Origin of the sequence: Burkholderia pseudomultivorans (assembly GCF_001718415.1) — a bacterium.
GTDB lineage: Bacteria > Pseudomonadota > Gammaproteobacteria > Burkholderiales > Burkholderiaceae > Burkholderia > Burkholderia pseudomultivorans_A.
The window spans coordinates 3,685,181-3,710,120 of record NZ_CP013378.1 but is presented as its reverse complement, the minus strand read 5'-3'; the positions used below and the strand labels follow the sequence as shown (position 1 = coordinate 3,710,120).

General features: G+C 67.5%; 17 protein-coding genes and 1 tRNA gene. 11 read left to right on the top strand and 7 right to left on the bottom strand.

The annotated features are described in order from the left end of the window. The first annotated feature begins 10 nt into the window (after positions 1 to 10). From WS57_RS29420 to WS57_RS29410, 3 genes are all read left to right on the top strand, one after another. Positions 11 to 985 (top strand): sterol desaturase family protein, encoded by a 975-nt coding sequence (locus WS57_RS29420; RefSeq protein WP_009688925.1) that lies wholly within the window; start codon positions 11 to 13, stop codon positions 983 to 985. A 111-nt stretch (positions 986 to 1,096) separates the two neighbouring features. Next, entirely contained in the window at positions 1,097 to 1,924 is an 828-nt protein-coding gene (locus WS57_RS29415) for an EI24 domain-containing protein (protein ID WP_059516813.1), read from the top strand. Further along, entirely contained in the window at positions 1,921 to 2,733 is an 813-nt protein-coding gene (locus WS57_RS29410) for a competence/damage-inducible protein A (protein WP_009688922.1), read from the top strand. The genes WS57_RS29415 and WS57_RS29410 overlap by 4 nt, the downstream gene beginning before the upstream one ends. A gap of 142 nt (positions 2,734 to 2,875) precedes the next feature. Here WS57_RS29410 and WS57_RS29405 read toward each other — a convergent pair whose 3' ends face one another. Further along, the gene (locus WS57_RS29405; RefSeq protein ID WP_009688921.1) at positions 2,876 to 3,340 is read right to left on the bottom strand and encodes a rhodanese-like domain-containing protein; all 465 of its coding nucleotides are present in this window, start codon (positions 3,338 to 3,340) and stop codon (positions 2,876 to 2,878) included. Positions 3,341 to 3,747: 407 nt separating this feature from the next. Between WS57_RS29405 and glnA the strand changes: the two genes are divergently transcribed. From glnA to WS57_RS29385, 4 genes are all read left to right on the top strand, one after another. Continuing rightward, positions 3,748 to 5,163 carry a type I glutamate--ammonia ligase gene (gene glnA / locus WS57_RS29400; protein ID WP_009688920.1) on the top strand — a complete coding sequence of 472 codons (1,416 nt, stop codon included), beginning with the start codon at positions 3,748 to 3,750 and terminating at the stop codon, positions 5,161 to 5,163. 169 nt (positions 5,164 to 5,332) lie between these two features. Then, on the top strand, positions 5,333 to 6,475 hold the full coding sequence (gene glnL / locus WS57_RS29395; RefSeq protein ID WP_009688919.1) for a nitrogen regulation protein NR(II): 1,143 nt from the start codon (positions 5,333 to 5,335) through the stop codon (positions 6,473 to 6,475). A gap of 46 nt (positions 6,476 to 6,521) precedes the next feature. Beyond that, a complete protein-coding gene (gene ntrC, locus WS57_RS29390; protein ID WP_069245198.1) occupies positions 6,522 to 8,033 on the top strand; it encodes a nitrogen regulation protein NR(I) in 1,512 nt (503 codons plus the stop codon). Positions 8,034 to 8,111: 78 nt separating this feature from the next. Then, positions 8,112 to 10,211, top strand: coding sequence for a prolyl oligopeptidase family serine peptidase (locus tag WS57_RS29385; protein WP_069245197.1), 2,100 nt, complete (start codon positions 8,112 to 8,114; stop codon positions 10,209 to 10,211). Positions 10,212 to 10,229: 18 nt separating this feature from the next. Here the strand turns inward: WS57_RS29385 and xth are convergent, their stop codons facing one another. Further along, a complete protein-coding gene (xth, locus tag WS57_RS29380; RefSeq protein WP_009689069.1) occupies positions 10,230 to 11,006 on the bottom strand; it encodes an exodeoxyribonuclease III in 777 nt (258 codons plus the stop codon). 182 nt (positions 11,007 to 11,188) lie between these two features. Between xth and WS57_RS29375 the strand changes: the two genes are divergently transcribed. Next, positions 11,189 to 11,265: transfer RNA gene (locus WS57_RS29375), tRNA-Met, on the top strand. Positions 11,266 to 11,512: 247 nt separating this feature from the next. Here the strand turns inward: WS57_RS29375 and WS57_RS29370 are convergent. Next, positions 11,513 to 12,205, bottom strand: coding sequence for an aspartate/glutamate racemase family protein (locus tag WS57_RS29370; RefSeq protein WP_069245196.1), 693 nt, complete (start codon positions 12,203 to 12,205; stop codon positions 11,513 to 11,515). Between the two features lie 164 nt (positions 12,206 to 12,369). Here WS57_RS29370 and dinB point away from each other — a divergent pair, with 164 nt between their 5' ends. After that, a complete protein-coding gene (dinB, locus tag WS57_RS29365; RefSeq protein WP_069245195.1) occupies positions 12,370 to 13,533 on the top strand; it encodes a DNA polymerase IV in 1,164 nt (387 codons plus the stop codon). A 49-nt stretch (positions 13,534 to 13,582) separates the two neighbouring features. Here the strand turns inward: dinB and WS57_RS29360 are convergent, their stop codons facing one another. The 4 genes from WS57_RS29360 to fixL form a co-directional block, all read right to left on the bottom strand. Then, entirely contained in the window at positions 13,583 to 15,670 is a 2,088-nt protein-coding gene (locus WS57_RS29360) for a M3 family metallopeptidase (protein ID WP_009689064.1), read from the bottom strand. Positions 15,671 to 15,881: 211 nt separating this feature from the next. Continuing rightward, positions 15,882 to 16,739: a bifunctional methylenetetrahydrofolate dehydrogenase/methenyltetrahydrofolate cyclohydrolase FolD gene (folD, locus tag WS57_RS29355; protein WP_040127771.1), complete on the bottom strand. Its 858-nt coding sequence runs from the start codon at positions 16,737 to 16,739 to the stop codon at positions 15,882 to 15,884. A gap of 235 nt (positions 16,740 to 16,974) precedes the next feature. Next, positions 16,975 to 17,613 carry an oxygen response regulator transcription factor FixJ gene (gene fixJ / locus WS57_RS29350; protein WP_006493245.1) on the bottom strand — a complete coding sequence of 213 codons (639 nt, stop codon included), beginning with the start codon at positions 17,611 to 17,613 and terminating at the stop codon, positions 16,975 to 16,977. Then, on the bottom strand, positions 17,610 to 20,126 hold the full coding sequence (fixL, locus tag WS57_RS29345; RefSeq protein ID WP_040127770.1) for an oxygen sensor histidine kinase FixL: 2,517 nt from the start codon (positions 20,124 to 20,126) through the stop codon (positions 17,610 to 17,612). The genes fixJ and fixL overlap by 4 nt, the downstream gene beginning before the upstream one ends. A gap of 273 nt (positions 20,127 to 20,399) precedes the next feature. On the opposite strand from fixL, the gene aceE reads away from it, so the two are divergent. Both aceE and aceF read left to right on the top strand, forming a co-directional pair. Then, positions 20,400 to 23,096 (top strand): pyruvate dehydrogenase (acetyl-transferring), homodimeric type, encoded by a 2,697-nt coding sequence (gene aceE / locus WS57_RS29340; RefSeq protein ID WP_009689059.1) that lies wholly within the window; start codon positions 20,400 to 20,402, stop codon positions 23,094 to 23,096. Positions 23,097 to 23,164: 68 nt separating this feature from the next. After that, entirely contained in the window at positions 23,165 to 24,826 is a 1,662-nt protein-coding gene (gene aceF, locus WS57_RS29335; protein ID WP_069245194.1) for a dihydrolipoyllysine-residue acetyltransferase, read from the top strand. The last annotated feature ends 114 nt before the right edge of the window (positions 24,827 to 24,940 follow it).

Below are 24,940 nucleotides of genomic sequence, written 5' to 3'. Positions count from 1 at the left end.
GAGGCGGGCCATGCTGCACCTGATCGATGCGTTCGTGTCGGACATCCAGACCTGGCTGTACGTCGACGTCGTGCAGCCGCTCCTCTTCAAGTTCAACCTGATGGACTACGACGAGGACACCTACGACGCGCTGTACTGGGTGATCGTCGGCGCGCTGCAGATGGTGCTGATGTTCGTGCTGCTGCGCCCGCTCGAGGCGCTGGTGCCGGTCGAGCGCTGGACCAGCCGCAGGGCGGTGCGGGTCGACGTGATCTACACGGCGATCGCGAAGCTCGGCATCTACTCGCTGTTCTTCTTCTTCGCGCTGCAGCCGCTGTTCGACAACTTCCAGGCGTGGCTGCGGCTGCACGGCATCGCGAACGTCAACCTCGACTATCTGTGGCCGGGCGTGACTTCGCAGCCGCTCGTCACGTTCGCGATCTACCTCGTCGTGCTCGACTTCGCCGGCTACTGGTACCACCGCTGGCAACACAAGTTCGGCATCTGGTGGGAGCTGCATGCGGTGCATCACAGCCAGCGGCAGATGTCGCTGTGGTGCGACGACCGCAACCACGTGCTCGACGATGTGATCCAGTCGTGCTTCTTCGCGGCGATCGCGCTCGTGATCGGCGTGACGCCGTCGCAGTTCGTCGTGCTGACCGCGTTCACGAACTTCATGCAGAGCATCCAGCATACGAATGCGCGGCTGTCGTTCGGCTGGCTCGGCGAGCGCCTGTTCGTGAGCCCGACCTTCCACCGGCGCCACCACGCGGTCGGCTATGGCCACGAAGGCACGAAGTACGGCTGCAACTTCGGCGTGCTGTTCCCGTGGTGGGACATGATGTTCGGCACCGCGTCGTGGAACCGCACGGTCGAGCCGACCGGCATTCGCGACCAGATCGAGGGCGTATCCTACGGCGACGGCTTCTGGGCGCAGCACGGCCTCGCGTTCGTGCGGATCTTCCGGCGCCTGTTCCCCGCCAAGCGCGGCGCGGCGTCGGCCTGATCCGGCCGTTTTCCCGTTGAACGGCTTTCCCCCGCGGCCCGCATGTGCTTTGGCGCATGCGGGCCGCGTGGTTTATCCTTTCCCCGTTTTTCCTCATCGAGACAGGCTCGCATGAACGACCTGCTGCGCTCCTTCATCCGTGCGTTCGCGAGTGCGCTGCACCCGCGCATGCTGTGGCTCACCCTGATGCCGTTCGTCGTCTCCGCGCTGTTCTGGGGCGCGCTGCTGTGGTTCTCGTGGCAGACGCTGATCGACGCCGCGCGCGGCGCGCTCGACGGCTTCGTGCTGACGGCCGCGCTGTACCGCGCGTTCGACGCGATCGGCATGTCGCAGCTGCATGCGGTGGTCGCGCCGTTCGTCGTCGTGTCGCTCGCGATCCCGCTGATCGTGCTGACCGTGCTGCTGCTGATCGCGTCGATCTCGATGCCGGTCGTCGTCAAGCACCTGTCGAACCGGCAGTTCGCCGCGCTGGAGGCGAAGCGCGGCGGCACCTTCTTCGGCAGCGTGTTCAATTCGCTGGGGGCGGCGATCGTCGGCGTCGTGCTGCTGATCGTCACGATCCCGCTGTGGCTGATCCCGCCGTTCTTCGCGCTGCTGCCGCCGGTGATCTGGGGCTGGCTCACCTATCGCGTGATGACCTACGACGCGCTCGCGCAGCATGCGAGCCGCGACGAGCGCCGCGAACTGATCCGGCGCCACCGCTGGCCGCTGATCGGCATCGGCATCGCGACCGGGCTGCTCGGCACCGTGCCGACCTTCGTCTGGGTGTCGTCGATCTGGATGATGGTGCTGTTCCCGTTCGTCGCGGCGGCCATGATCTGGGTTTACGCTTTCATCCTCGTCTTCTCGGCGCTGTGGTTCGGGCACTATTGCCTGCGCGCGCTGGAAGACCTGCGCGCGGCATCGCGCGCCACCACCATCGACCTGGGGCAGGCATGAGCATCGGCATCATCATCATCGGCGACGAAATCCTTTCGGGCCGCCGGCAGGACAAGCATCTGGCGAAGATCATCGAGCTGCTCGGCGCGCGCGGCCTGGCGCTCGACTGGGCCGAGTACGTCGGCGACGATCCGGCGCGCATCACGGCGACGCTGGCGCGCGCGATCGCGTCGGGCGACATCGTGTTCTCGACGGGCGGCATCGGCGCGACGCCGGACGACCACACGCGCCAGTGCGCGGCGGCCGCGCTCGGCGTGCCGCTCGAGCTGCATCCGGAAGCGAAGCGGCTGATCGAGGAGCGGATCCGCGAAACGCATACCGATCCCGACCGCCCGGTCGACTTCGATTCGCCGGAAAACCAGCACCGCTTCAACATGGGCGTGTTCCCGGTCGGCGCGACGATCATCCCGAACGGCTACAACCGGATTCCGGGCTTCTCGGTCGGCGATCTCCACTTCATGCCGGGCTTCCCGGTGATGGCGTGGCCGATGATCGAATGGGTGCTCGACACGAAGTACGCGCACCTGCATTACGCGACGCCGCATGCGGAGCGCTCGCTGTACGTGTTCGAGCTGCCGGAATCGACGCTCACGCCGCTGATGGAGCGCATCGAGCGCGATTTCCCCGGCGTGCGCGTGTTCAGCCTGCCGAGCGTCGGCGACGCCGAGCGCGGCGGCATCTATGCGCGCCGCCATATCGATCTTGGCGTGAAGGGCGAGCCGGAAGCGGTCGCGGCCGCGTTCGTGAAGCTGCGCGAAGGCGTCCACCTGCTCGGCGGCGACATCGTCGAGCCCGGCACGCCGGGCTGACGGCCCGTTCGCGCTTGCTGCGGCCCGGCCGGAGAAAAGCAGCGGGCCGCGCAACGCGGCCCGTCATGCGGCCCGTCATGCGGCCCGTCATCGGCATGTCATCGCCCGGCTCGACGATGACGCGAACGGGTTCGGCGCGCGCTCAGGCGCCGATCCAGGGCAGTTTCCGGAAGCACCAGCCGTCCACCGTCTTGCGGTGGCCTTCGGCGTCCTTGGCGCCCTCGAAGCCTTCGAGCAGGTCGAACGCCTTCGTGAAGCCGGCCTGCGACGCGGCGACGGCGGCGAGCTTCGAGCGCGCGGCGCTGCGGCACAGGAACAGCACGGGCGTGTCGGGCGTGATGGCCGCGCGCAGTTCATCGACGAAGCCGGTGTTCGGCACGCCGCCCGGGTAGCGCGTCCATTCGAGATGCAGGTACTGGCCGTCGCCGACGAGCGGGCGGCCGATCCAGTCGAGCTCGGCGCGAGTGCGCACGTCCACGAGGCGCGCCGACGGATCGAGCTGCAGCAGTTCGAATGCCTCGGCCGGCAGCAGCGCGCCGGCATAGTTGAGCGAGCCTTGCGCGCGGCGTTCGTCGGCCTTCGCGTAAAGCTGTTCGAGCGTACTCATGGCAGGGAGTCTCCATATCGGTCAAACGAACATTCTAGCGCCGCACCGTCGCCCGGGCGTTCCCGTGGCGATGCCGCGCGCGCACCGCACACGCGCTCACCAAAAAGGTGCAGAATGGCGCGCGTGCACCAAGATGATTCGATGTCGGCGGCGTGTCGGCGAGATTGCACCGACGAGGTGCATGCGGTTGGCGGACGACGCGGCGCGGAGCCCCGGAATCGCGCAGCCGGCCCCCGTGGCGGCGCGCCTCCGCGCGATTTGCGCCAGATTCGCGCATGCTGGCACGGAAGCTGCTCTATAGAATTCGGTCGAATCGGGGCGCGCTGCGCAAAAGCCTGATCCCCGGTCAGCTCGATAAACGAGGCGGTTCCCAGTCCGCCGGAATTGTTCAATCAGGAGAAGAGGTTATGAGTAAAACCGTCGCCGACGTCATGCAGCTCGTGAAGGACGAGGACGTCAAGTTTGTCGATTTCCGCTTCACGGATACGCGCGGCAAGGAGCAGCACGTGTCGGTGCCGGTTTCGGCGTTTGACGAAGACAAGTTCGAGAGCGGTCATGCATTCGACGGTTCGTCGATCGCCGGCTGGAAGGGCATCGAGGCGTCGGACATGCTGCTCATGCCGGACCCGAACGCGGCATTCGTCGACCCGTTCTACGAAGAGTCGACCCTCGTGCTGACCTGCGACGTGGTCGAGCCGGCCGACGGCAAGGGCTACGAGCGCGATCCGCGTTCGCTCGCGAAGCGCGGCGAAGCGTACCTGAAGAGCACGGGCATCGGCGACACGGCCTACTTCGGTCCGGAGCCGGAATTCTTCATCTTCGACTCGGTCCAGTGGAACACGGACATGTCGGGCTGCTTCGTGAAGATCAACTCGGAAGAAGCGCCGTGGTCGTCGGGCAAGGACTTCGAAGGCGGCAACACGGGCCACCGTCCGGGCACGAAGGGCGGCTACTTCCCGGTCGCGCCGGTCGACACGTTCCAGGACATGCGTTCGGAAATGTGCCTGCTGCTCGAACAGCTCGGCATTCCGGTCGAAGTGCACCACCACGAAGTGGCGGGCCAGGGCCAGAACGAAATCGGCACGAAGTTCTCGACGCTGGTGCAGCGCGCCGACTGGACGCAATGGTCGAAGTACATCATCCATAACGTCGCGCACTCGTACGGCAAGACCGCGACGTTCATGCCGAAGCCGGTCGTCGGCGACAACGGTTCGGGCATGCACGTTCACCAGTCGATCTGGAAGGACGGCCAGAACCTGTTCGCGGGCAACGGCTACGCGGGCCTGTCGGAACAGGCGCTGTTCTACATCGGCGGCATCATCAAGCACGCTCGCGCGCTGAACGCGATCACGAACCCGACGACGAACTCGTACAAGCGTCTGGTTCCGCACTTCGAGGCGCCGGTCAAGCTCGCCTACTCGGCGCGCAACCGCTCGGCATCGATCCGCATTCCGCACGTGTCGAACCCGAAGGGCCGCCGCATCGAGACGCGCTTCCCGGATCCGATGGCGAACCCGTACCTGTGCTTCACGGCGCTGATGATGGCCGGTCTGGACGGGATTCAGAACAAGATCCATCCGGGCGAAGCGGCCGACAAGAACCTGTACGACCTGCCGCCGGAAGAGGATGCAAAGATCCCGACCGTCTGCGCGGGCCTCGACCAGGCGCTCGAAGCGCTCGACAAGGATCGCGAGTTCCTGACGCGCGGCGGCGTGTTCACGGACGGCATGATCGATGCGTACCTCGCGCTGAAGGAGCAGGAGCTGGCGAAGTTCCGCATGACGACGCATCCGATCGAGTTCGAGATGTACTACTCGCTGTAATCGGCGATGGCGCTTCGATTCAGCGCCGTCATGCCGGTTCGTTCCCGTCGCGCGGCGCGCGGCGGGAACGGCGGAGTCTGAAAAGGGGACGGCGCCCAGCCGTCCCCTTTTTGTTCCGCGATTTCCTTTTTTCTGGCTTCTGGCGCAGCAGGCGCGACACGCACGCACGATGGTTCTGAAGAATCTGATCAAGGCGAAGACAGGACACGCCGGGCAACCGACGGACGACGAGCGGCTCGCGCGCTCGGGCCTGCTGGCGGGGCTGGAGGCGTTGCCGACGGTCGTGCTGGTGCTCGACCGCAAGACGCTGCGGATCGCGTTCGCGAATCCGTCGGCGGAGGCGATGCTCGACATCTCGCGCCGCCAGCTCGCGCAGCGGCCGTGGGGCGAGATCTTTCCGAACGCGAACGAGCTCGCGTCGACGATCACCGCGATCGGCGAGGAGCGCTTTCATGCGACGCATCTCGACACCGTGCTCGACCGGCCCGGCCGCGAGCCGCTGCACGTGCATGCGATCGTCGGCTTCCTCGAGAGCGCGCCCGATTTCGTGCTCGTCGAGCTGTTCGAGAACGAACGGCAGTCGCGCACCGACCGCGAGGAGCGCATCCACGACCTGACCGCGGTCAACAAGCAGCTGATCCGCAATCTCGCGCACGAGATCAAGAACCCGCTCGGCGGGATACGCGGCGCCGCGCAGCTGCTCGAATTCGAGCTCGGCGAACGCGAGCGCGGCGAGCTGCGCGAATACACGCAGGTGATCATCAAGGAGTCCGATCGCCTGCAGACGCTCGTCGACCGACTGCTGGAGCCGCACCGGCATCCGCACATCGTCGGCGACGTGAACATCCATGAGGTCTGCGAGCGCGTGCGCGCGGTGATGCTCGCCGAATTCCCGCGCGGGCTCACGATCGAGCGCGACTACGACGTCAGCGTGCCGGACCTGCGCGGCGACAAGGAGCAGCTGATCCAGGCGCTGCTGAACATCGTGCGCAATGCCGCGCAGGCGCTGCGCGAGCGGATCGCGCAGGGCGACGCGAAGATCGAGCTGCGCACGCGCGTCGCGCGCAAGGTGACGATCGCCAAGCGGCTGTACAAGCTGGCACTGGACTTGCACGTGATCGACAACGGGCCCGGCATTCCGGAAGAGATCCGCGACCGGATCTTCTATCCGCTCGTGTCCGGGCGCGACGACGGCAGCGGCCTCGGCCTCACGCTCGCGCAGACCTTCGTGCAGCAGCACGACGGGATGATCGAGGTCGAAAGCCGCCCGGGACGTACCGAATTTCAGATTCTGCTGCCGCTCGACCCGTGAGCGGCGACAGTGCGATTCACCGGATTCACCAATATCTGACCGACCTATGAAGCCGATCTGGATAGTAGACGACGACCAATCGATCCGCTGGGTGCTCGAGAAGGCACTCGCCCGGGACAGCTTCGCGACCAAGAGCTTCGCGAACGTGCGCGACGCGCTGGCCGCGCTCGACCACGAGACGCCGCAGGTGCTCGTGTCCGACATCCGGATGCCGGGCGGTTCCGGCCTCGAGCTGCTGCAGGCGGTGCACGAGCGCCTGCCGGGCCTGCCCGTCATCATCATGACGGCGTTCTCCGATCTCGACAGCGCCGTCGCGGCGTTCCAGGGCGGCGCGTTCGAGTATCTCGCGAAGCCGTTCGACGTCGACAAGGCCGTCGAGCTGATCCGCCGCGCGGTCGAGGAAAGCCTGCGCAGCGGCGCACCACAGGACGACCGCGTGGCCGAGGCGCCCGAGATGCTCGGCCAGGCGCCCGCGATGCAGGACATGTTCCGCGCGATCGGCCGCCTGTCGCATTCGGCCGCGACTGTGCTGATCACCGGCGAGTCGGGCACCGGCAAGGAACTCGTCGCGCGGGCGCTGCATCGTCACAGCCCGCGCGCGAACGGCCCGTTCATCGCGCTGAACACCGCGGCGATTCCGAAGGACCTGCTCGAATCCGAGCTGTTCGGTCACGAGCGCGGCGCGTTCACCGGCGCGCAGACCACGCGGCAGGGCCGCTTCGAGCAGGCCGAGAACGGCACGCTGTTCCTCGACGAAATCGGCGACATGCCGTTCGACCTGCAGACGCGCCTGTTGCGCGTGCTGTCGGACGGGCAGTTCTATCGCGTCGGCGGCCACAATCCGCTGCGCGCGAACGTGCGCGTGATCGCCGCGACGCACCAGAACCTCGAATCGCGCGTGCGGCAAGGGCTGTTTCGCGAGGACCTGTATCACCGGCTCAACGTGATCCGGCTGCGCCTGCCGCCGCTGCGCGAGCGCAGCGACGACATCCCGCTGCTCACGCGCCATTTCCTGCAGAAAAGCGCCCGCGATCTCGGCGTCGAGCCGAAGCGCGTGTCCGACGAGGCGCTGGCGTACCTGACGTCGCTGCCGTTTCCCGGCAACGTGCGGCAGCTCGAGAACCTCGCGAACTGGCTGACCGTGATGGCGCCCGCGCAGACCGTCGAGATCAAGGACCTGCCGCCCGATCTCGTGCCGTCGGGCGCGCCGGCGGTCGCGGCGGCCGACGATGCGCAGGCGCACGGCGGCGGCGATGCGCAGGGCGTCCAGCCGGCCGTCGACGCGGCGCCGGCGGGCCTGCCTGCCGCGGTGGCCGCACCGAACGGCGCGCCGGCCGGCTATCCGCTGTGGGAGAGCGGGCTGCGTACCGAAGTCGCGCGGCTGCTGCGCGAGAATTCGGCCGACGTGATGGACGAGCTCGCGCGCCGCTTCGAGGCGGCCGTGATCCGCGAGGCGCTCGACTTCACGCGCGGCCGCAAGGTCGAGGCCGCCGAGCGGCTCGGCATCGGCCGCAACACGATCACGCGCAAGATCCAGGAACTGCATCTGGAGCCCTGAGCGCGACACGCGGCATGCGCGGGCGTCGCGCCTGCCGCGATCGGACATAATCGCGGTTTGCCGTCACGCGGGTTTGTCATGTCCGAATCTTTCCGCTGGCCCGCCGGGGCCGATCCGTTCCGTTATCTCGAAGCGCTCGGCAGCGCGCGCGCCCGCGCGTGGGTCGACGCGCAGAATGCGCGCACGCGCGCCGCGCTGCGCGACGACGATGCGTATCGCGCGCTCGCCGCGCGTCTCGCGCAGGCGTATCTGCCGCGCGAGCGCCCGGTGATTCCGACCCGCTGGCGCGACTGGGCCTACGACCTGTGGCAGGACGACCTGCATCCGAAGGGACTGTGGCGCCGCGCGCGCTGGGACGACTGGCGCGCGGGCCGGCCCGACTGGGAAACGCTGCTCGACGTCGACGCGCTCGGCGCCGAAGAGGGCGAGTCGTGGGTTTTCGAGCAGGACGCGATCCTCTATCCGGACGGCGATCGCGCGCTGCTGTCGCTGTCGCCGGGCGGCGCCGATGCGGTCGTCGTGCGCGAATTCGATCTGGTGCAGCGCCGTTTCGTCGACGACGGCTTCACGATCGACACGCCGGGCAATCACACGGTGGGCTGGATCGACCGCGATACCGTCTATGTGAGCTGGGATCGCGGCGAAGCGCATGCGACCGCGGCAGGTTATCCCTATGACGCGCGGCGCTGGGTGCGCGGTACGCCGCTGGCCGACGCGCCGGTCGTGTTTCGCGGCGAGCCCGACGACATCAGCGCGGGCGCGTGGTTCGACCCGATCGACGGCCGTCACGTCGCGTGGCGCAGCGTCGACTTCTTCGACGCGCATGCGTACCGGCTGACCGAAGCGGGCGAGTGGGCGCGCTACGACGTGCCGACGCACGTCGAGGTCGGCTTCTGGGAAGGCTGGCTCGTGCTGGAGCCGCGGCTCGACTGGGACTGCGACGGCGTGCGCCATGCGGGCGGCTCGCTGCTCGCGATTCGCGAGCAGGCGTTTCTCGAGGGTTCGCGCGCGTTCACCACGCTGTTTGCGCCGCAGCCTTCGACCTCCGCATGCACGTGGACGCATACGCGCCACACGCTGATCGCGAGCTGGCTCGACGACGTGCACAACCGCACGCTGCTGTGGCAGCCGCATCAGGCCGACGACGGCACCTGGCGCTGGGATGCGCGGCCGTTCGACTGGCCGGGCGACGCGCAGATCGACGTCGAGCCGGTCGAGTCGACGCTGAACGACGAGGTGTACGTGGATGTCGACACCTATCTCGATCCGCCTGAATGCTGGCTTGCCGATCTGGCCGATCGCGCGGCCGATGCGGCGTCGCGCCGCGTGCTGCTCGACCGGCCGCCGGTGCAGTTCGACGCGGCCGGGCTCGTCGTGCGCCGCGCCAGCGCGCGCTCGCGCGACGGCACGCTGGTGCCGTACACGCTGATCGGCCCGCGCGACGCGCTCGACGGCGACGTACGCGTCGCGCGGCCGTGCCTGCTGTCGGGCTACGGCGGCTTCGCGCTGCCGAACCTGCCGGGCTACAGCGACGCGCTCGGCATCGCATGGCTCGAACGCGGCGGCGTCGCCGCATTCGCGCATATCCGCGGCGGCGGCGAGTTCGGACCGCGCTGGCACGTCGATGCGCAGCGCGAGCACCGGCAGCGCTCGTTCGACGATTTCATCGCGGTGGCGGAGGACCTGGTCGCGACCGGCGTGACGACGGCGGCCCAGCTCGGCATCGAAGGCGGCAGCAACGGCGGGCTGCTGGTCGCGGCCTGCATGGTGCAGCGCCCGGAGCTGTTCGGCGCGGTGCTGTGCCGCGTGCCGCTGCTCGACATGCGGCGCTATCCGAAGCTGCATGCGGGCGCTGCGTGGCTCGACGAATACGGCGATCCCGACGATCGCGACGAAGGCGCGGCGCTGGCCGCGTATTCGCCGTATCACCGCGTGCGCGAAGGCGTCGCGTATCCGCCGCTGCTGCTGACGACATCGACGCGCGACGACCGCGTGCATCCCGCGCACGCGCGCAAGATGGCCGCGCGCATGCACGCGCTCGGTCACGACCGGGTGTGGTACTGGGAGAACACCGACGGCGGCCACGGCAGCGCCGACGATCTGGAGCGGGCCGAATCCGATGCGGCCGAATTCGGGTTCCTGTGGGCCCATCTCGGGCCCGCGCCCGCGCGTCGCTGACGGCGCGCGGGCGCAGGGTCAGCCGACGACCGCGACGACGGGCGTGTGGTCGGACGGCTGTTCCCAGGTGCGCGGCGTGCGATCGACGACGCACGACGTGCAGGTGTCGGCGAGCGCCGGCGACAGCAGGATGTGATCGATGCGCAGCCCCGCGTTGCGGCGGAACGCGAACATCCGGTAGTCCCACCACGTGAAGGTTTTTTCGGGCTGTTCGAAGCGGCGGAACGCATCGACGAAGCCGAGTTCGATCAGCTGGGCGAAGTGCGCGCGCTCCTGCGGCGACACGAGGTTCTGGCCTTCCCATTTCGCGGGATCGTGCACGTCGCGGTCTTCCGGCGCGATGTTGTAGTCGCCGAGCAGCGCGAGCTTCGGGTAGCGCTGCATTTCCGCGCGCAGCCACGCCTGCAGCGCATCGAGCCACTGCATCTTGTAGACGAACTTGTCGGAGTCGGGCGCCTGGCCGTTCGGGAAATACGCGGACACGAAGCGAACGCCGTCGATCGTCACGGCGACCACGCGCTGCTGCGGATCGTCGAAGCCGGGGATGTTGCGCACGATGTCCGACTCGTCGAACGGCAGCGTATCGCGCGCGAGGATCGCGACGCCGTTATAGGTCTTCTGTCCCGTGAACCAGCTGCGATAGCCGATCGCCTCGAGGTCGGCGCGCGGGAATTTCTCGTCGGGCAGCTTCAGCTCCTGCAGGCACAGCACGTCGGTTCCGCTTTGCGCGAGCCAGTCGAGCACGTGCTGCTTGCGGACGTTGAGCGAGTTGACGTTCCAAGTTGCTATCTTCATGTACGGAAGGGCGCGTGAAGCGTGAATGCAAAGGTCGCCATCTTACCGCGAGCGCGTCGCGCGAATGCGTGCGATGCGCCGCGCGACGGCGTCCGGCTCGACCCGCGCAGCGGCGACAAGCAAACGGATGTGACAAAAGTGTTGACGTAAGTGCTTAACCACCCTATAATTTATTTCTCTGACGCGGGGTGGAGCAGTCTGGCAGCTCGTCGGGCTCATAACCCGAAGGTCACAGGTTCAAATCCTGTCCCCGCAACCAAGCACACCAGACGATGTGCAGCGCACTGACCGATGCGCGCTTCGTCGACAAGAACCCGGCTTCTGCCGGGTTTTTTGTTTTCCGGCGCCGGTTTCTTTTTTCGCTCGACGTGCGCTGTCCGGTTGCGCATCGAGGCTGCGCGCGAAATCGAGATGCCCGTCGTGTCACGATGCGTCGCGCATCGCCGGATGCCATGCGTCGAGACAGGCGTCGCGGCCGGTCCGAACGGCCCGGCCCCTCCCCACAGTCAACCCGCCGCCCATTCGACGGCGGCCTTCGCATGCAGCGCCGTCGTATCGAACACGGGCAGCGGCGAATCGTCCGCGCCGATCAGCAGCGTGATCTCCGTGCAGCCGAGAATCACCGCCTGCGCGCCGCGCTGCGCGAGCGACTCGATGATCCGCACGTAGGTCGCGCGCGACGCCGGTTCGACGATGCCGTGGCACAGCTCGTCGTAGATGATCCGGTGCACGTCGCCGCGCTGGCTGTCGCCGGGCACCAGCACGTCGAGGCCGAAGCGGTCGCGCAGCCGCTCCGCGTAGAACGGCAGTTCCATCGTATAGCGCGTGCCGAGCAGCGCGACGCGCTCGATGCCCGCGTCGCGCAGCGCCGTGCCGGTCGGATCGGCGATATGCAGGCACGGCAGCGCGACCGCCGCTTCGATCGCGTCGTACACGCGATGCATCGTGTTGGTCGTCAGCACGACCAGCTCGGCGCCCGCTGCTTCGAGCTGCCGCGCGGCCCCGGCCATGCGCTCGCCGAGCGCGGGCCAGTCGTGCGTGCGCTGCAGCGCCTCGATCTCGGCGAAATCGACCGTCACCAGCACGCTCTTCGCGTTGTGATGTCCGCCGTGCAGCGCCTTCGAATGGCGATTGATCATCCGGTAATACTCGGCCGACGATTCCCAGCTCATGCCGCCGATCAGTCCGATCGTCTTCATCCGTCACCTGTTGCATGTCGTGTGTCGCGGCAGACGAGTATAGGCGGCCGCGTGTGCGCCCGGCGGTACGGTCGGTGCGAAGCGGGCCGGTACGGCGCTGCCGCGCGCGACGGCCAGCCGCCGGCCGCCAGCCTGGGCCGCACGTGACAGTTGAAACGCCCACTGTGTTTTTGTACAGTATCGGCACCGTGAATCCGACCATCCCTCCGAGCACCGATCCAGGCCTGCCGCCGCCGGGCGAGGCGACGCCGCGCGTGCGCAAGATCATCCACTGCGATTGCGACTGCTTCTACGCGTCGGTGGAGATGCGCGACGATCCGTCGCTGCGTAACCGTCCGCTCGCGGTCGGCGGCCGGCCCGACCAGCGCGGCGTGATCGCGACCTGCAATTACGAGGCGCGGCGTTACGGCGTGCATTCGGCGATGTCGTCGGCGCTCGCGATGCGCAAGTGCCCGGACCTGCTGATCCTGCCGTCCGCGATGGACAAGTACCGCGCGGCCTCGCGGCTGATCATGGCGATCTATCGCGACTACACGCCCGACGTCGAGCCGCTGTCGCTCGACGAGGCGTATCTCGACGTCAGCGGGTCGGAGCGCTGCCAGGGCAGCGCGACGCTGATCGCCACCGAGATCCGCCGGCGCGTGCACGAGACGGTCGGCGTGACGGTGTCGGCCGGCGTCGCGCCGAACAAGTTCATCGCGAAGATTGCCTCCGACTGGAACAAGCCCGACGGCCTGTTCGTCGTGCGCCCGCACGAGGTCGACGCGTTCGTCGCGGCGCTGCCGGTGCGCAAGCTGCACGGCGTCGGCAAGGTGACGGCGTCGCGGCTCGACCGGCTCGGCATCCAGACCTGCGCGCAGCTGCGCGACTGGTCGCTGATCGATCTGCATCGCGAGTTCGGCGCGTTCGGACGGCGCCTGTACGAACTGGCGCGCGGGATCGACGAGCGGCCGGTGCAGGCCGACCAGGAGCGCAAGTCGGTCAGCGTCGAGACGACCTACGTGACCGACCTGACGACGCTCGAGCAATGCGCGGCGGAAATTCGCCGGCTGGTCGTGCAGCTCGATGCACGGATCGAGCGGGCCGGTGCGCTGCGCGCGATCCGCAAGCTGTACGTGAAGATCCGCTTCGCCGATTTCCAGCGCACGACGGTCGAGTGCGTGGCCGACGCGACCAACGCGGAAACGGCGGTCACGCTGCTCGCGAAAGGGCTGCTGCGGCGCGCGCAGCCAGTGCGGCTGCTCGGCGTCGGCGTGCGCATCGACGAAGACACGGCCGAGCGCCACGGACAGATCTCGCTGTTCGACGACGAACCGCCCGCGCAATAAAAAAGCACCGCCGAAGCGGTGCTTTGCGGTGCAGCGAAGGGCGCTGCGCTCAGTGCGCGGGCGACGCCATCCCGTTGTGACGCAGCAGCGCGTCGATCTCCGGCTCGCGGCCGCGGAACGCCTTGAACGACTCCATCGCCGGGCGGCTGCCGCCGACCTCGAGGATCTCGCGGCGATAGCGCGTGCCGGTTGCCGCGTCGAGCACGCTGCCGCTGGCGGCAGCCGCTTCCTCGAATGCCGCGTAGGCATCCGCCGACAGCACTTCGGCCCACTTGTAGCTGTAGTAGCCGGCCGCATAGCCGCCCGCGAAGATATGGCTGAAGGTGTTCGGCCAGCGCGAGAACGGCGCCTGCGGAATCACGTGATAGCGCTCGTTGATCTCGCGCGCGAACGCGTTCACGCCGGCCGCGCCGGCCGGATCGAAATCGACGTGCAGCAGCATGTCGAACATCGAGAACACGATCTGGCGCAGCGTGCCGAGCCCGCTCTGGAAGTTCTTCGCGGCGATCATCTTGTCGAACAGCGCGCGCGGCAGCGACGCACCGGTATCGACGTGCGACGACATCGACGACAGCACGTCCCATTCCCAGCAGAAGTTTTCCATGAACTGCGACGGCAGCTCGACCGCATCCCATTCGACGCCGTTGATGCCCGACACGCCGAGTTCGTCGACGCGCGTGAGCATGTGATGCAGCCCGTGGCCGAACTCGTGGAACAGCGTGATCACTTCGTCGTGCGTGAAGCAGGCGGGCTTGCCGCCGACCGGCGCCGAGAAATTGCAGGTCAGGTAGGCGACCGGCGTCTGCACGCCGTCGTCGCGCTTCGCGCGCGAGCGCGCGTCGTCCATCCACGCGCCGCCGCGCTTGCCTTCGCGCGCGTACAGGTCCAGGTAGAACTGCGCGACGAGCGAGCCGTCGCGGTTCTCGACGCGGAAGAAGCGCACGTCCTTGTGCCAGACCGGCGCGTCGTCGGGCTTGATCTGCACGCCGAACAGCGTCTCGGTGACGGTGAACAACCCCTTGAGCACGGCCGGTTCCGGGAAGTACTGCTTGACCTCGTTCTCGGAGAACGCATAGCGCTGCTGGCGCAGCTTTTCGGCCGCGTAGGCGACATCCCACGGCGCGAGCTCGCTGAGCCCGAGCTCCTTCGCGGCGAATGCGCGCAGCTCGTCCCAGTCCTTTTCCGCGTGCGGACGCGCGCGCGTCGCGAGATCCTCGAGGAACGCGATCACCTGTTGCGGCGACTCGGCCATCTTCGGTGCGAGCGACACTTCGGCGAAGTTGCGGTAGCCGAGCATCTGCGCCTCTTCGCGGCGCAGCTTCAGTTCGTCGGCGACGATCGCCGTGTTGTCCCATTCGGCCTTGCCGCCGCCGTATTGCGGCCCGAGTTCCGACGCGCGCGTCGCATACGCGCGGTACAGCGTTTCGCGCATCGCGCGGTTTTCCGCGTACTGCAGCACCGGGAAATACGACGGGAAGTGCAGCGTGAATTTCCAGCCGTCCTTGCCGTCCTTCTGCGCGGCTTCGCGGGCGGCTTCGATCGCGTCGCCGGGCAGGCCGGCCAGCTCGGCCTCGTCCTGCGCGAAGTACGCGTACGCGTTGGTCGCGTCGAGCACATGGTCGGAGAACGCCTTCGACAGCGCCGCCTGCTGTTCCTGCAGCTCGGCGAAGCGCGGCTTCTGGTCCTCGGGCAGCTCGGCGCCCGACAGGCGGAAGTCGCGCAGCGCGTTGTCGAGGATCTTGCGGCGCTCGACCGACAGCGTCGCGTATTCGGCGCCCGCGGCGATCGCCTTGTACTTCTCGTACAGCGCGAGGTTCTGGCCGACGCTCGACCAGAACTCGGTCACGCGCGGCAGGTTCTCGCCGTAGGCGGCGCGCAGCTCGGGCGTATCGGCGACCGCGTTCAGGTGGCCGACGATGCCCCAGGCGCGGCCGAGCGGCTCGGTCGCATGCTCGACCGTCTCGACGACATCGGCCCAGGTCGCCGGCGTCGCGGGTGCGCTCGCGGTGTCGACCGCGCGGTTGGCCGCTTCGAGCAGCGTGTCGAGCGCGGGCGTCACATGTTCCGGTCGGATCTCGCCGAAGCGGGGCAGGCCGGAGAAATCGAGAAGCGGATTGGAATTGGCGCTGGCGGACATAAGACTCCCTGTCTGTTGCCGGATGAACCGGGGTGAAAAGGGTAAGGCGCGGCGGCGGCGCCCGATACCGACATTATTGGGGCGCATCGCGCGCTTTCCAATCGTTAGTTTCTAACGGCGCGATTGACGCAGGGTCGGATGCGGGGCGGGCGGCCGCGACGCGGCCGGCGGGACGCCGGCGCGCAAGCGCGCGCCGGTCGGGAGAGGGCACTCAGGCGGCCGCGGCGGCGCGCTCGGCGGATTCGATCGTGTTGATCAGCAGCATCGTGATGGTCATCGGGCCGACGCCGCCCGGCACCGGCGTGATATGGCCGGCGACTTCCTTCACGCCCGCGAAATCGACGTCGCCGCACAGCTTGCCCGCATCGTCGCGGTTCATGCCGACGTCGATCACCGTCGCGCCCGGCTTCACCATGTCGGCCGTCAGGATGTTGCGCTTGCCGACCGCCGCGACGACGATGTCGGCCTGCCGCGTGTGCGCGGCGAGGTCGCGCGTCTTGCTGTGGCAGATCGTCACGGTCGCGCCGGCGTCGAGCAGCATCATCGCCATCGGCTTGCCGACGATGTTCGAGCGGCCGATCACGACCGCGTTCGCGCCCTGCAGCGGAATCCGGTGCGCTTCGAACATCTTCATCACGCCGTACGGCGTGCACGGGCGGAACAGCGGCTTGCCGGTCATCAGCCCGCCGGCGTTCGCGACGTGGAAGCCGTCGACGTCCTTCTCCGGCGCGATCGCCTCGATCACCTTGTGGCTGTCGATGTGCGCGGGCAGCGGCAGCTGGACGAGGATCCCGTGGATCTTCGGATCGCGGTTCAGCGCGTCGATGCGCGCGAGCAGGTCGGCCTCCGACAGCGATGCCGGGTACGCCTCCTTCTGCGAGAAGAAGCCGTTGTCCTCGCACGCCTTGATCTTGTTGCGCACATAGACTTCGCTGGCCGGATTGTCGCCGACGAGGATCACCGCGAGGCCGGGCTGGTGGCCGCGGGCGGTCAGCGCGGCGGCGCGTTCGGCGGCCTGGGCGCGCAAGGTCTTCGAGAGGGCGTTGCCGTCGATGAGGAGGGCTGTCATGGTGGTGGGTCCTGCCGGGAAGTTGGAATGCGGGCGTGCGGCGCCCGCAAGCGCCGCAGCAAAGCACGGAATTATACCGTCCGCCTGCTGCCGCCCGACAGCGAATGCGCGGGAAGCGTCATGCACGCGCGCTCGCGCGCCGCAGGGAAAAGCCGCTGCGCGAGCGGGCCGCGTCGCGCGGAAGGGGCGACGGCGCGGCCGGCCGGGCAGGGCTGCCCGGCGCCGCGCCGCCGGGTCAGGCCTGCTTCTTCGACAGCGCGAGGCGCAGCAGGTCGGCCACCGTGTTGACGTTGAGCTTTTCCATGATGTTCGCGCGGTGCGCTTCGACCGTCTTGATGCTGATGCCGAGATCGTCGGCGATCTGCTTGTTCAGGCGGCCGGCGATGATCCGTTCGAGCACCTGCTGCTCGCGCGCGGTCAGCTTCGACAGGCGCTCGCTCGCGGCGCGCTGTTCCTGGACGCTCTTGCTTTCGCTTCGGGCCTTGTCGAGCATCCGCTCGACGAGCTTGCGCAGCTCGGCTTCGTCGAACGGTTTCTCGATAAAGTCCATCGCACCCTTTTTCATCGTCGACACGGCCATCGGCACGTCGCCGTGACCGGTGACGAAGATGATCGGCAGCGCGGCGTTATCGGCGATCAGGCGCTCCTGCAGCTCGAGGCCGCTCATGCCCGACATCCGCACGTCGAGGATCAGGCAAGCGATCTGGCCGGCCTGCTGCGCAGGCTGGTACGCATCGAGAAACTGCTCGGCGCTCGAGAAGCACTGCACGCGATAGCCGTTCGCCTCCAGCAGCCAGCGCAGCGAGTCCCGCACGGCCTCGTCGTCGTCGACGACAAAGACGGTTTCCTGAGTGGTGGTGACAGGGCTATTCATAGTTCTCCCGTAACGGTATGTGATGCCGATGCCTCGCGCCCCCCTTGGCCGAGATCAGCGGGTTCCCCAATGGGCAGGCTGCAGTGGAACGTCGCGCCGGAAATGCGGCCGTCCGGCTCGACGTTGTTGACCACCCACAGGCGCCCCCGATGCGATTCGATGATCGAACGGCAGATGTTCAGCCCCATGCCCATGCCGTCGGACTTGGTGCTGTAAAACGGTTCGAACAGGCGTTCGGCGGTCGCTTCGTCGACGCCCGGACCCTGGTCGATCACGCGGATGTCGACGAAGCCCGCGTCGATGTCGGCGACGACGCGGATCACACCGTCCGCCGACGCCGGCTTCACGTCGGCCATCGCTTCGGCCGCGTTCTTCATCAGGTTCACGAGCACCTGCTCGATCAGCACGGGGTCGACATAAATAATAGGCATTCTTGCGAGGATTTCCGTGACGATCCGGATCCTGCGCTTGCGCGCCTCGATTTCGGCGAGCCCGACCGCGTCCGCGACGATGTCCGCGACGCGCGCCGGCTGGCGCTTCGGCTCGCTGCGCTTCACGAATTCGCGGATGCGCTTGACGATCATCCCCGCGCGCAGCGCCTGCTGCGCGGTCTTTTCGAGCGCGGGCTGCAGCGTCTCGGGCGTGCCGCGCCCGCTCTTGACGAGCGCGAGCGTGCCCGAGCAATAGTTGTTGATCGCCGCGAGCGGCTGGTTCAGTTCGTGAGCAATCGACGACGCCATTTCGCCCATCGTCATCAATCGGCTCGTGAACTGCAGCTTCTCTTCCTGCTGGTGCGCGAGTTCCTGCGCCTTCTTGCGGGTCGTGATGTCGGTCGCGATCTGCATCTGCGCGAGGTGGCCGTCGACCCACTGGATGTACTGGCGGCGCACCTCGAACCATTTCTGGATGCTCTCGACATACACTTCCTGCGCATCCGCGGCGCTGCTCGTCAGCGCGGCGGCGGGCAGGCCCGCGAACGCGTCGACCATGTCGATCGAGTCGGACGAGGCCTGCGCGCGGTCGAAGCCGCCGCCGGACAGTTCGAGATGGCCGTCGGGGCGGATGCCGAACAGATGGCGGTAGTAGCGGTTCGCGAACAGCAGCTCGGCCTCGTCGGCGGCCAGCACCGACACTGCGGCGTCGAGGCTTTCGAGCACCGTCGTGAAGCGCTCGTGCGCGGCGGCGAGTTCCTCGCGCGCGCGCTTCGGCTCGGTGATGTCGGTCATCGACGACATCCAGCCGGTCTGGCGGCCCGAGCTGTCGATCAGCGGCGATACGTAGAGGCGGGCATGGAACAGCGTGCCGTTCTTGCGGCGCACGCGCAGCTCGAAGCCCGAGCTCGGTGCCTTGCCGCGCAGCGTCATGTCGAGCTGGCGCTGCATCTCGGGATACGCGTCGCGCGGCCAGTACGGGAACGGCGCGACCTTGCCGACGAGATCGGTCTCATCCCAGCCCGTCATCCGGCAGAACGCGGGGTTCACGTGCGTGATGCGGCCGTGCATGTCGAGCACGCGCATGCCGATCAGCACCGAATTTTCCATCGCGCGGCGGAAGAACGCTTCCGCGTACAGCGCCTGCTGCGCCTCGAAGCGCTGCCGCGTGTGCTTCCACAGGCTCCAGAGGCTCCACAGCACGAAGCACGACAGGCCCGCCACGAGCCAGACGAGCGTATTGTTGGTCAGGTTGGTGAGCTGCGGGAACGCGTAGACGCGCACGGTCAGGCCCTGGCCGGGCGGATCGAGCGGCAGGTCGTAGTGCGAGTCGCGCGGCAGGCGCGGGCGCGTCGACGTCGACGACAGCTCGCGGTTGTTCGCGTCGGTGATCGAGATCTTGTACTTCGACGACAGCTCCTGCGGGATGTCGTGCTTCAGGATCCCCTCGACCGAGAATACCGCGGCGATCGAGCCGAGATAGTCGCGGTCGCCGCGCATCACGGGCGTCTGCAGCGTAATGTAGCCGTTGCCGAAGTCGTCGTAGATCAGCGGCGAATAGGCCTGGCGGCGCGAGCTGCGCGCCTCGTCGTAGGCGCCGCGCACCGCGTCCTGCAGCTGGGCGTCGCCGGGCTTCGCGAGCCGCTGGCCGAGCAGCGGCGGATGCACGGTCGGCCAGCGCTGCACGCCGGGCGCGGTGTACCAGTTCAGGTAGAGGATTTCGGGATGCGTCTGCATCACGTCCGCGACCGCCATCTGGAACGCGTTCTGGTCGAGGCGGCCGGATGCGAGGTCGCGCGACAGCGCCTGCAGCTGTTCCTGCGCGCCCGTCATCGACAGGCGGATCTGCTGCTGCGCCCACGCGACGTTGCGGAACAGCGTGTCTTCCTGCTGCTGCTGTTCGCGGCGGTTGAGGCTCCATAGAATGAGGCTCATCACCACGAGAAACACGAGGATCGACAGCAGCGGCGTCAGCAAATAGGAATTGGACCACCACGGTCCGTGGTGCCAACGGGACGGCTGCGACTCCGCCGGCGGGCCCGACGGTCGCGCCGAGCGTGCGAAAAGCCGATCGGTCAACATGGCAGGATTGTAGCGCAGCGCAATACATGGAAAACCTATACCGGATATGTTGAACGGAAACGGATTTGTGCCGGCGGAACGTGCCGGAGAGCCCCGAAATATGGGTGCGGCGCAGCAATATTCCGCATTACGAGAAAAGATCTCATAATTCGAAAATTTTGTTGCGCCCGGCCGCAGAGGCTCATTACAATCCGCTGGAGCTTGCCCGCAGCCGGCCGCGCCGCGTCGTCTGCACGAGTGCGATCCTCACATTCCAGGACCCAGGAGACGAGAATGTCCGCTGTACCGAACGAAGTGATGAAATATGTCGCCGCCGAGCGTGACGACGACCCGCAAGAAACCGTCGAATGGCTCGAAGCGCTCGACGGCGTGATCTCCTCCGTGGGCACCGGCCGCGCGCACTACCTGATCGAAAAGCAGATCGAATTCGCGCGCATGCACGGCGAGCACCTGCCGTTCTCCGCGAACACCCCGTACATCAACACGATTCCGGTCGAAGCCCAGGCGAAGATTCCGGGCGACCAGGACATCGAGCACCGCATCCGTTCGTACACGCGCTGGAACGCGCTGGCGATGGTGCTGCGCGCCGGCAAGGACACGAACGTCGGCGGTCACATCGCGTCGTTCGCGTCGGCCGCGACGCTCTACGACGTCGGCTACAACCATTTCTGGCACGCCCCGTCCGACCAGCACGGCGGCGATCTCGTGTTCGTGCAGGGCCACTCGTCGCCGGGCGTCTACTCGCGCGCGTTCCTGCTCGGCCGCCTGACCGAGGAGCAGCTCGACAACTTCCGCCAGGAAGTCGGCGGCAACGGCATCTCGTCGTACCCGCACCCGTGGCTGATGCCGGACTTCTGGCAGTTCCCGACCGTGTCGATGGGCCTCGGCCCGATCATGGCGATCTACCAGGCACGCTTCATGAAGTACCTCGAAGCGCGCGGCATCGCGAAGACGGAAGGCCGCAAGGTGTGGGCGTTCCTCGGCGACGGCGAGACCGACGAGCCGGAATCGCTCGGCGCGATCGGGATGGCGAGCCGCGAGAAGCTCGACAACCTCGTGTTCGTGATCAACTGCAACCTGCAGCGACTGGACGGCCCGGTGCGCGGCAACGGCAAGATCATCCAGGAACTGGAGTCGGAATTCCGCGGCGCCGGCTGGAACGTCATCAAGGTCATCTGGGGCAGCCGCTGGGATGCGCTGTTCGCGCGTGACAAGACGGGCGCGCTGATGCGCCGCATGATGGAAGTCGTCGACGGCGAATACCAGACCTACAAGTCCGAGTCGGGCGCGTTCGTGCGCGAGCACTTCTTCAACACGCCGGAACTGAAGGCGCTCGTCGCCGACTGGTCCGACGACGACATCTGGAACCTGAACCGCGGCGGCCACGATCCGCACAAGATCTACGCGGCGTTCCACGAAGCCAGCAACACCAAGGGCGCGCCGACCGTCATCCTCGCGAAGACCATCAAGGGCTACGGGATGGGCGAGTCGGGCCAGGCGATGAACATCACGCACCAGCAGAAGAAGCTGCCGGTCGAGCAACTGAAGAAGTTCCGCGACCAGTTCCGCCTGCCGATCACCGACGAACAGATCGCCGACGTGCCGTACCTGAAGTTCGAGGAAGGCTCGAAGGAACTCGAATACATGCGCAAGCAGCGCATGGACCTCGGCGGCTACCTGCCGCAGCGCCGCGAGAAGGCGACGTCGCTGCCGGTGCCGGCGCTCGACGCGTTCGAGCCGCTGCTGAAGGGCACGGGCGAAGGCCGCGAGATCTCGACGACGATGGCGTTCGTGCGGATCCTGAACATCCTGCTGAAGGACAAGGCGCTCGGCAAGCGCGTCGTGCCGATCGTCCCGGACGAGTCGCGCACGTTCGGCATGGAAGGCCTGTTCCGCCAGATCGGCATCTGGAACCAGGAAGGCCAGAAGTACGTGCCGGAAGATTCCGACCAGCTGATGTTCTACAAGGAATCGCAGACCGGCCAGATCCTGCAGGAAGGCATCAACGAAGCGGGCGGCATGTGCGACTGGATCGCGGCGGCGACGTCGTACTCGACGCACGGCGAGATCATGGTGCCGTTCTACATCTTCTACTCGATGTTCGGCTTCCAGCGGATCGGCGACCTGGCATGGGCGGCGGGCGACATGCGCTCGCGCGGCTTCCTGCTCGGCGGCACCGCGGGCCGCACGACGCTGAACGGCGAAGGCCTGCAGCACGAAGACGGCCACTCGCTGCTGTGGGCGGCATCGGTGCCGAACTGCGTGAGCTACGACCCGACCTTCGGCTACGAACTCGCGGTCATCATCCAGGACGGCCTGCGCCGCATGGTGCAGGACCAGGAAGACGTGTACTACTACATCACGGTGATGAACGAGAACTACGAGCACCCGGCGATTCCGCAGGGCGAGCACGTGGCGGCCGACATCATCAAGGGCATGTACGCGTTCCGCAAGGCCGACGCGAGCAAGAAGGCGCCGCGCGTGCAGCTGCTTGGCGCGGGCACGATCTTCAACGAAGTGATCGCCGCCGCCGACCTGCTGAAGAACGACTGGGGCGTCGCCGCCGACCTCTGGAGCGTGCCGAGCTTCACCGAACTCGCGCGTGAAGGCCACGAAGTCGAGCGCTGGAACCTGCTCCATCCGACCGAGGAGCGCCGCCTGTCGCACGTGCAGCAGTGCCTGAAGGACACGCAGGGTCCGGTGATCGCATCGACCGACTACGTGCGCGCACTGGTCGACCAGATCCGCGGCCAGATCGACCGCCGCTTCGTCGTGCTGGGCACCGACGGCTACGGCCGTTCGGACACCCGCGAAAACCTGCGTCACTTCTTCGAGGTCGACCGTTACTGGGTCACCGTCGCCGCGCTCAACGCGCTGGCCGACGAAGGCACGATCGAGCGCAAGGTGGTCGCCGACGCGATCGCCAAGTACAACCTCGATCCGTCCAAGCCCAACCCGATGACGGTTTAACCCACACGCCGTGTGATGCCGCGCGCCGCTTCCGGCAGGGGCGCGCGCGGCCATGGAGACACCAAAAGATGAGTCAAGCGATCGAAGTGAAGGTGCCGGATATCGGCGATTACAAGGACGTGCCGGTCATCGAGATCGGCGTGAAGGTCGGCGACACGGTCGAGCCCGAGCAGTCGCTCGTCACGCTCGAGTCGGACAAGGCGACGATGGACGTGCCGAGCCCGGTGGCGGGCATCGTGAAGGAAATCAAGGTCAAGGTCGGTGATTCCGTGTCGGAAGGCTCGCTGATCGTGCTGCTCGAAGGCGGCGCCGCCGCGCAGCCTAACGGCGCGGCTGCACCGGCAGCGGCGCAGGCTCCGGCGGCAGCGCCGGCACCGGCACCGGCTGCTGCGGCGCCGGCCGCCGCACCGGCCGCAGCCGGCGGCACGCTCGAAGTGAAGGTGCCGGATATCGGTGACTACAAGGACGTGCCGGTCATCGAGATCGGCGTGAAGGTCGGCGACACGGTCGAGAAGGAGCAGTCGCTCGTCACGCTCGAGTCGGACAAGGCGACGATGGACGTGCCGAGCCCGGCCGCCGGCGTCGTGAAGGACATCAAGGTCAAGGTCGGCGATGCCGTGTCGGAAGGCTCGCTGATCGTGCTGCTCGAAGCCGCCGGCGCCGCGCCGGCGGCGGCCCCGCAGGCCAGCGCACCGGCACCGGCTCCGGCCGCGCCCGCCGCGGCGCCCGCCGCTGCACCGGCGAAGGCTGCTGCGCCGGCCCCGGCGCCGGCTGCCGCCGCACCGGCTGCGGCGCCGTCGGGTGAATACCGCGCGAGCCACGCATCGCCGTCGGTACGCAAGTTCGCGCGCGAACTCGGCGTCGACGTCGCACGCGTGCCGGGTACCGGTCCGAAGGGCCGCATCACGAAGGAAGACATCACGGGCTTCGTGAAGGGCGTGATGTCGGGCCAGCGCGCGGCGCCGGCCGCAGCGGCCGCGCCGGCAGGCGGCGGCGAGCTGAACCTGCTGCCGTGGCCGAAGGTCGACTTCTCGAAGTTCGGCCCGTTCGAGGCGAAGCCGCTGTCGCGCATCAAGAAGATCTCGGGCGCGAACCTGCATCGCAACTGGGTGATGATCCCGCACGTCACGAACAACGACGAAGCCGACATCACCGAGCTCGAGGCGCTGCGCGTGCAACTGAACAAGGAACACGAGAAGGCGGGCGTGAAGTTCACGATGCTCGCGTTCGTGATCAAGGCGGTCGTCGCCGCGCTGAAGAAGTTCCCGACCTTCAACGCGAGCCTCGACGGCGACAACCTCGTGTTCAAGCAGTACTACCACATCGGTTTCGCCGCCGACACGCCGAACGGCCTCGTCGTGCCGGTGATCCGCGATGCGGACAAGAAGGGTCTCGTCGACATCGCGAAGGAAATGGCCGAGCTGTCGAAGGCCGCGCGCGAAGGCAAGCTGAAGCCGGACCAGATGCAGGGCGGCTGCTTCTCGATCTCGTCGCTCGGCGGGATCGGCGGCACGAACTTCACGCCGATCATCAATGCGCCGGAAGTGGCGATCCTCGGCTTGTCGCGCGGCCAGATGAAGCCGGTGTGGGACGGCAAGCAGTTCGTGCCGCGCCTGACGCTGCCGCTGTCGCTGTCGTACGACCATCGCGTGATCGATGGCGCGGAAGCCGCGCGGTTCAATGCGTATCTCGGCGCGTTGCTGGCGGATTTCCGTCGCATCATTCTTTGATGAGCTGAGGGGCTCGCAGGGGCGCGGGTTTTGAGTCGGTGATCCGCGCTCCGTCGTTGAACTGGTTGGCTTGACGGTCTATTGGCGTCGCCCCTGCGCGGGGCGGCGGTCACT

Bases quoted from the DNA above. Each gene is read 5' to 3' on its own strand.
- WS57_RS29405 (WP_009688921.1), bottom strand. From the start codon at position 3,340: ATGAGTACGCTCGAACAGCTTTACGCGAAGGCCGACGAACGCCGCGCG.
- WS57_RS29410 (WP_009688922.1), top strand. From the start codon at position 1,921: ATGAGCATCGGCATCATCATCATCGGCGACGAAATCCTTTCGGGCCGC.
- aceE (WP_009689059.1), top strand. From the start codon at position 20,400: ATGTCCGCTGTACCGAACGAAGTGATGAAATATGTCGCCGCCGAGCGT.
- glnA (WP_009688920.1), top strand. From the start codon at position 3,748: ATGAGTAAAACCGTCGCCGACGTCATGCAGCTCGTGAAGGACGAGGAC.
- WS57_RS29420 (WP_009688925.1), top strand. From the start codon at position 11: ATGCTGCACCTGATCGATGCGTTCGTGTCGGACATCCAGACCTGGCTG.
- glnL (WP_009688919.1), top strand. From the start codon at position 5,333: ATGGTTCTGAAGAATCTGATCAAGGCGAAGACAGGACACGCCGGGCAA.
- fixJ (WP_006493245.1), bottom strand. From the start codon at position 17,613: ATGAATAGCCCTGTCACCACCACTCAGGAAACCGTCTTTGTCGTCGAC.
- folD (WP_040127771.1), bottom strand. From the start codon at position 16,739: ATGACAGCCCTCCTCATCGACGGCAACGCCCTCTCGAAGACCTTGCGC.
- xth (WP_009689069.1), bottom strand. From the start codon at position 11,006: ATGAAGATAGCAACTTGGAACGTCAACTCGCTCAACGTCCGCAAGCAG.
- ntrC (WP_069245198.1), top strand. From the start codon at position 6,522: ATGAAGCCGATCTGGATAGTAGACGACGACCAATCGATCCGCTGGGTG.
- fixL (WP_040127770.1), bottom strand. From the start codon at position 20,126: ATGTTGACCGATCGGCTTTTCGCACGCTCGGCGCGACCGTCGGGCCCG.
- WS57_RS29415 (WP_059516813.1), top strand. From the start codon at position 1,097: ATGAACGACCTGCTGCGCTCCTTCATCCGTGCGTTCGCGAGTGCGCTG.
- WS57_RS29385 (WP_069245197.1), top strand. From the start codon at position 8,112: ATGTCCGAATCTTTCCGCTGGCCCGCCGGGGCCGATCCGTTCCGTTAT.
- aceF (WP_069245194.1), top strand. From the start codon at position 23,165: ATGAGTCAAGCGATCGAAGTGAAGGTGCCGGATATCGGCGATTACAAG.
- WS57_RS29360 (WP_009689064.1), bottom strand. From the start codon at position 15,670: ATGTCCGCCAGCGCCAATTCCAATCCGCTTCTCGATTTCTCCGGCCTG.
- WS57_RS29370 (WP_069245196.1), bottom strand. From the start codon at position 12,205: ATGAAGACGATCGGACTGATCGGCGGCATGAGCTGGGAATCGTCGGCC.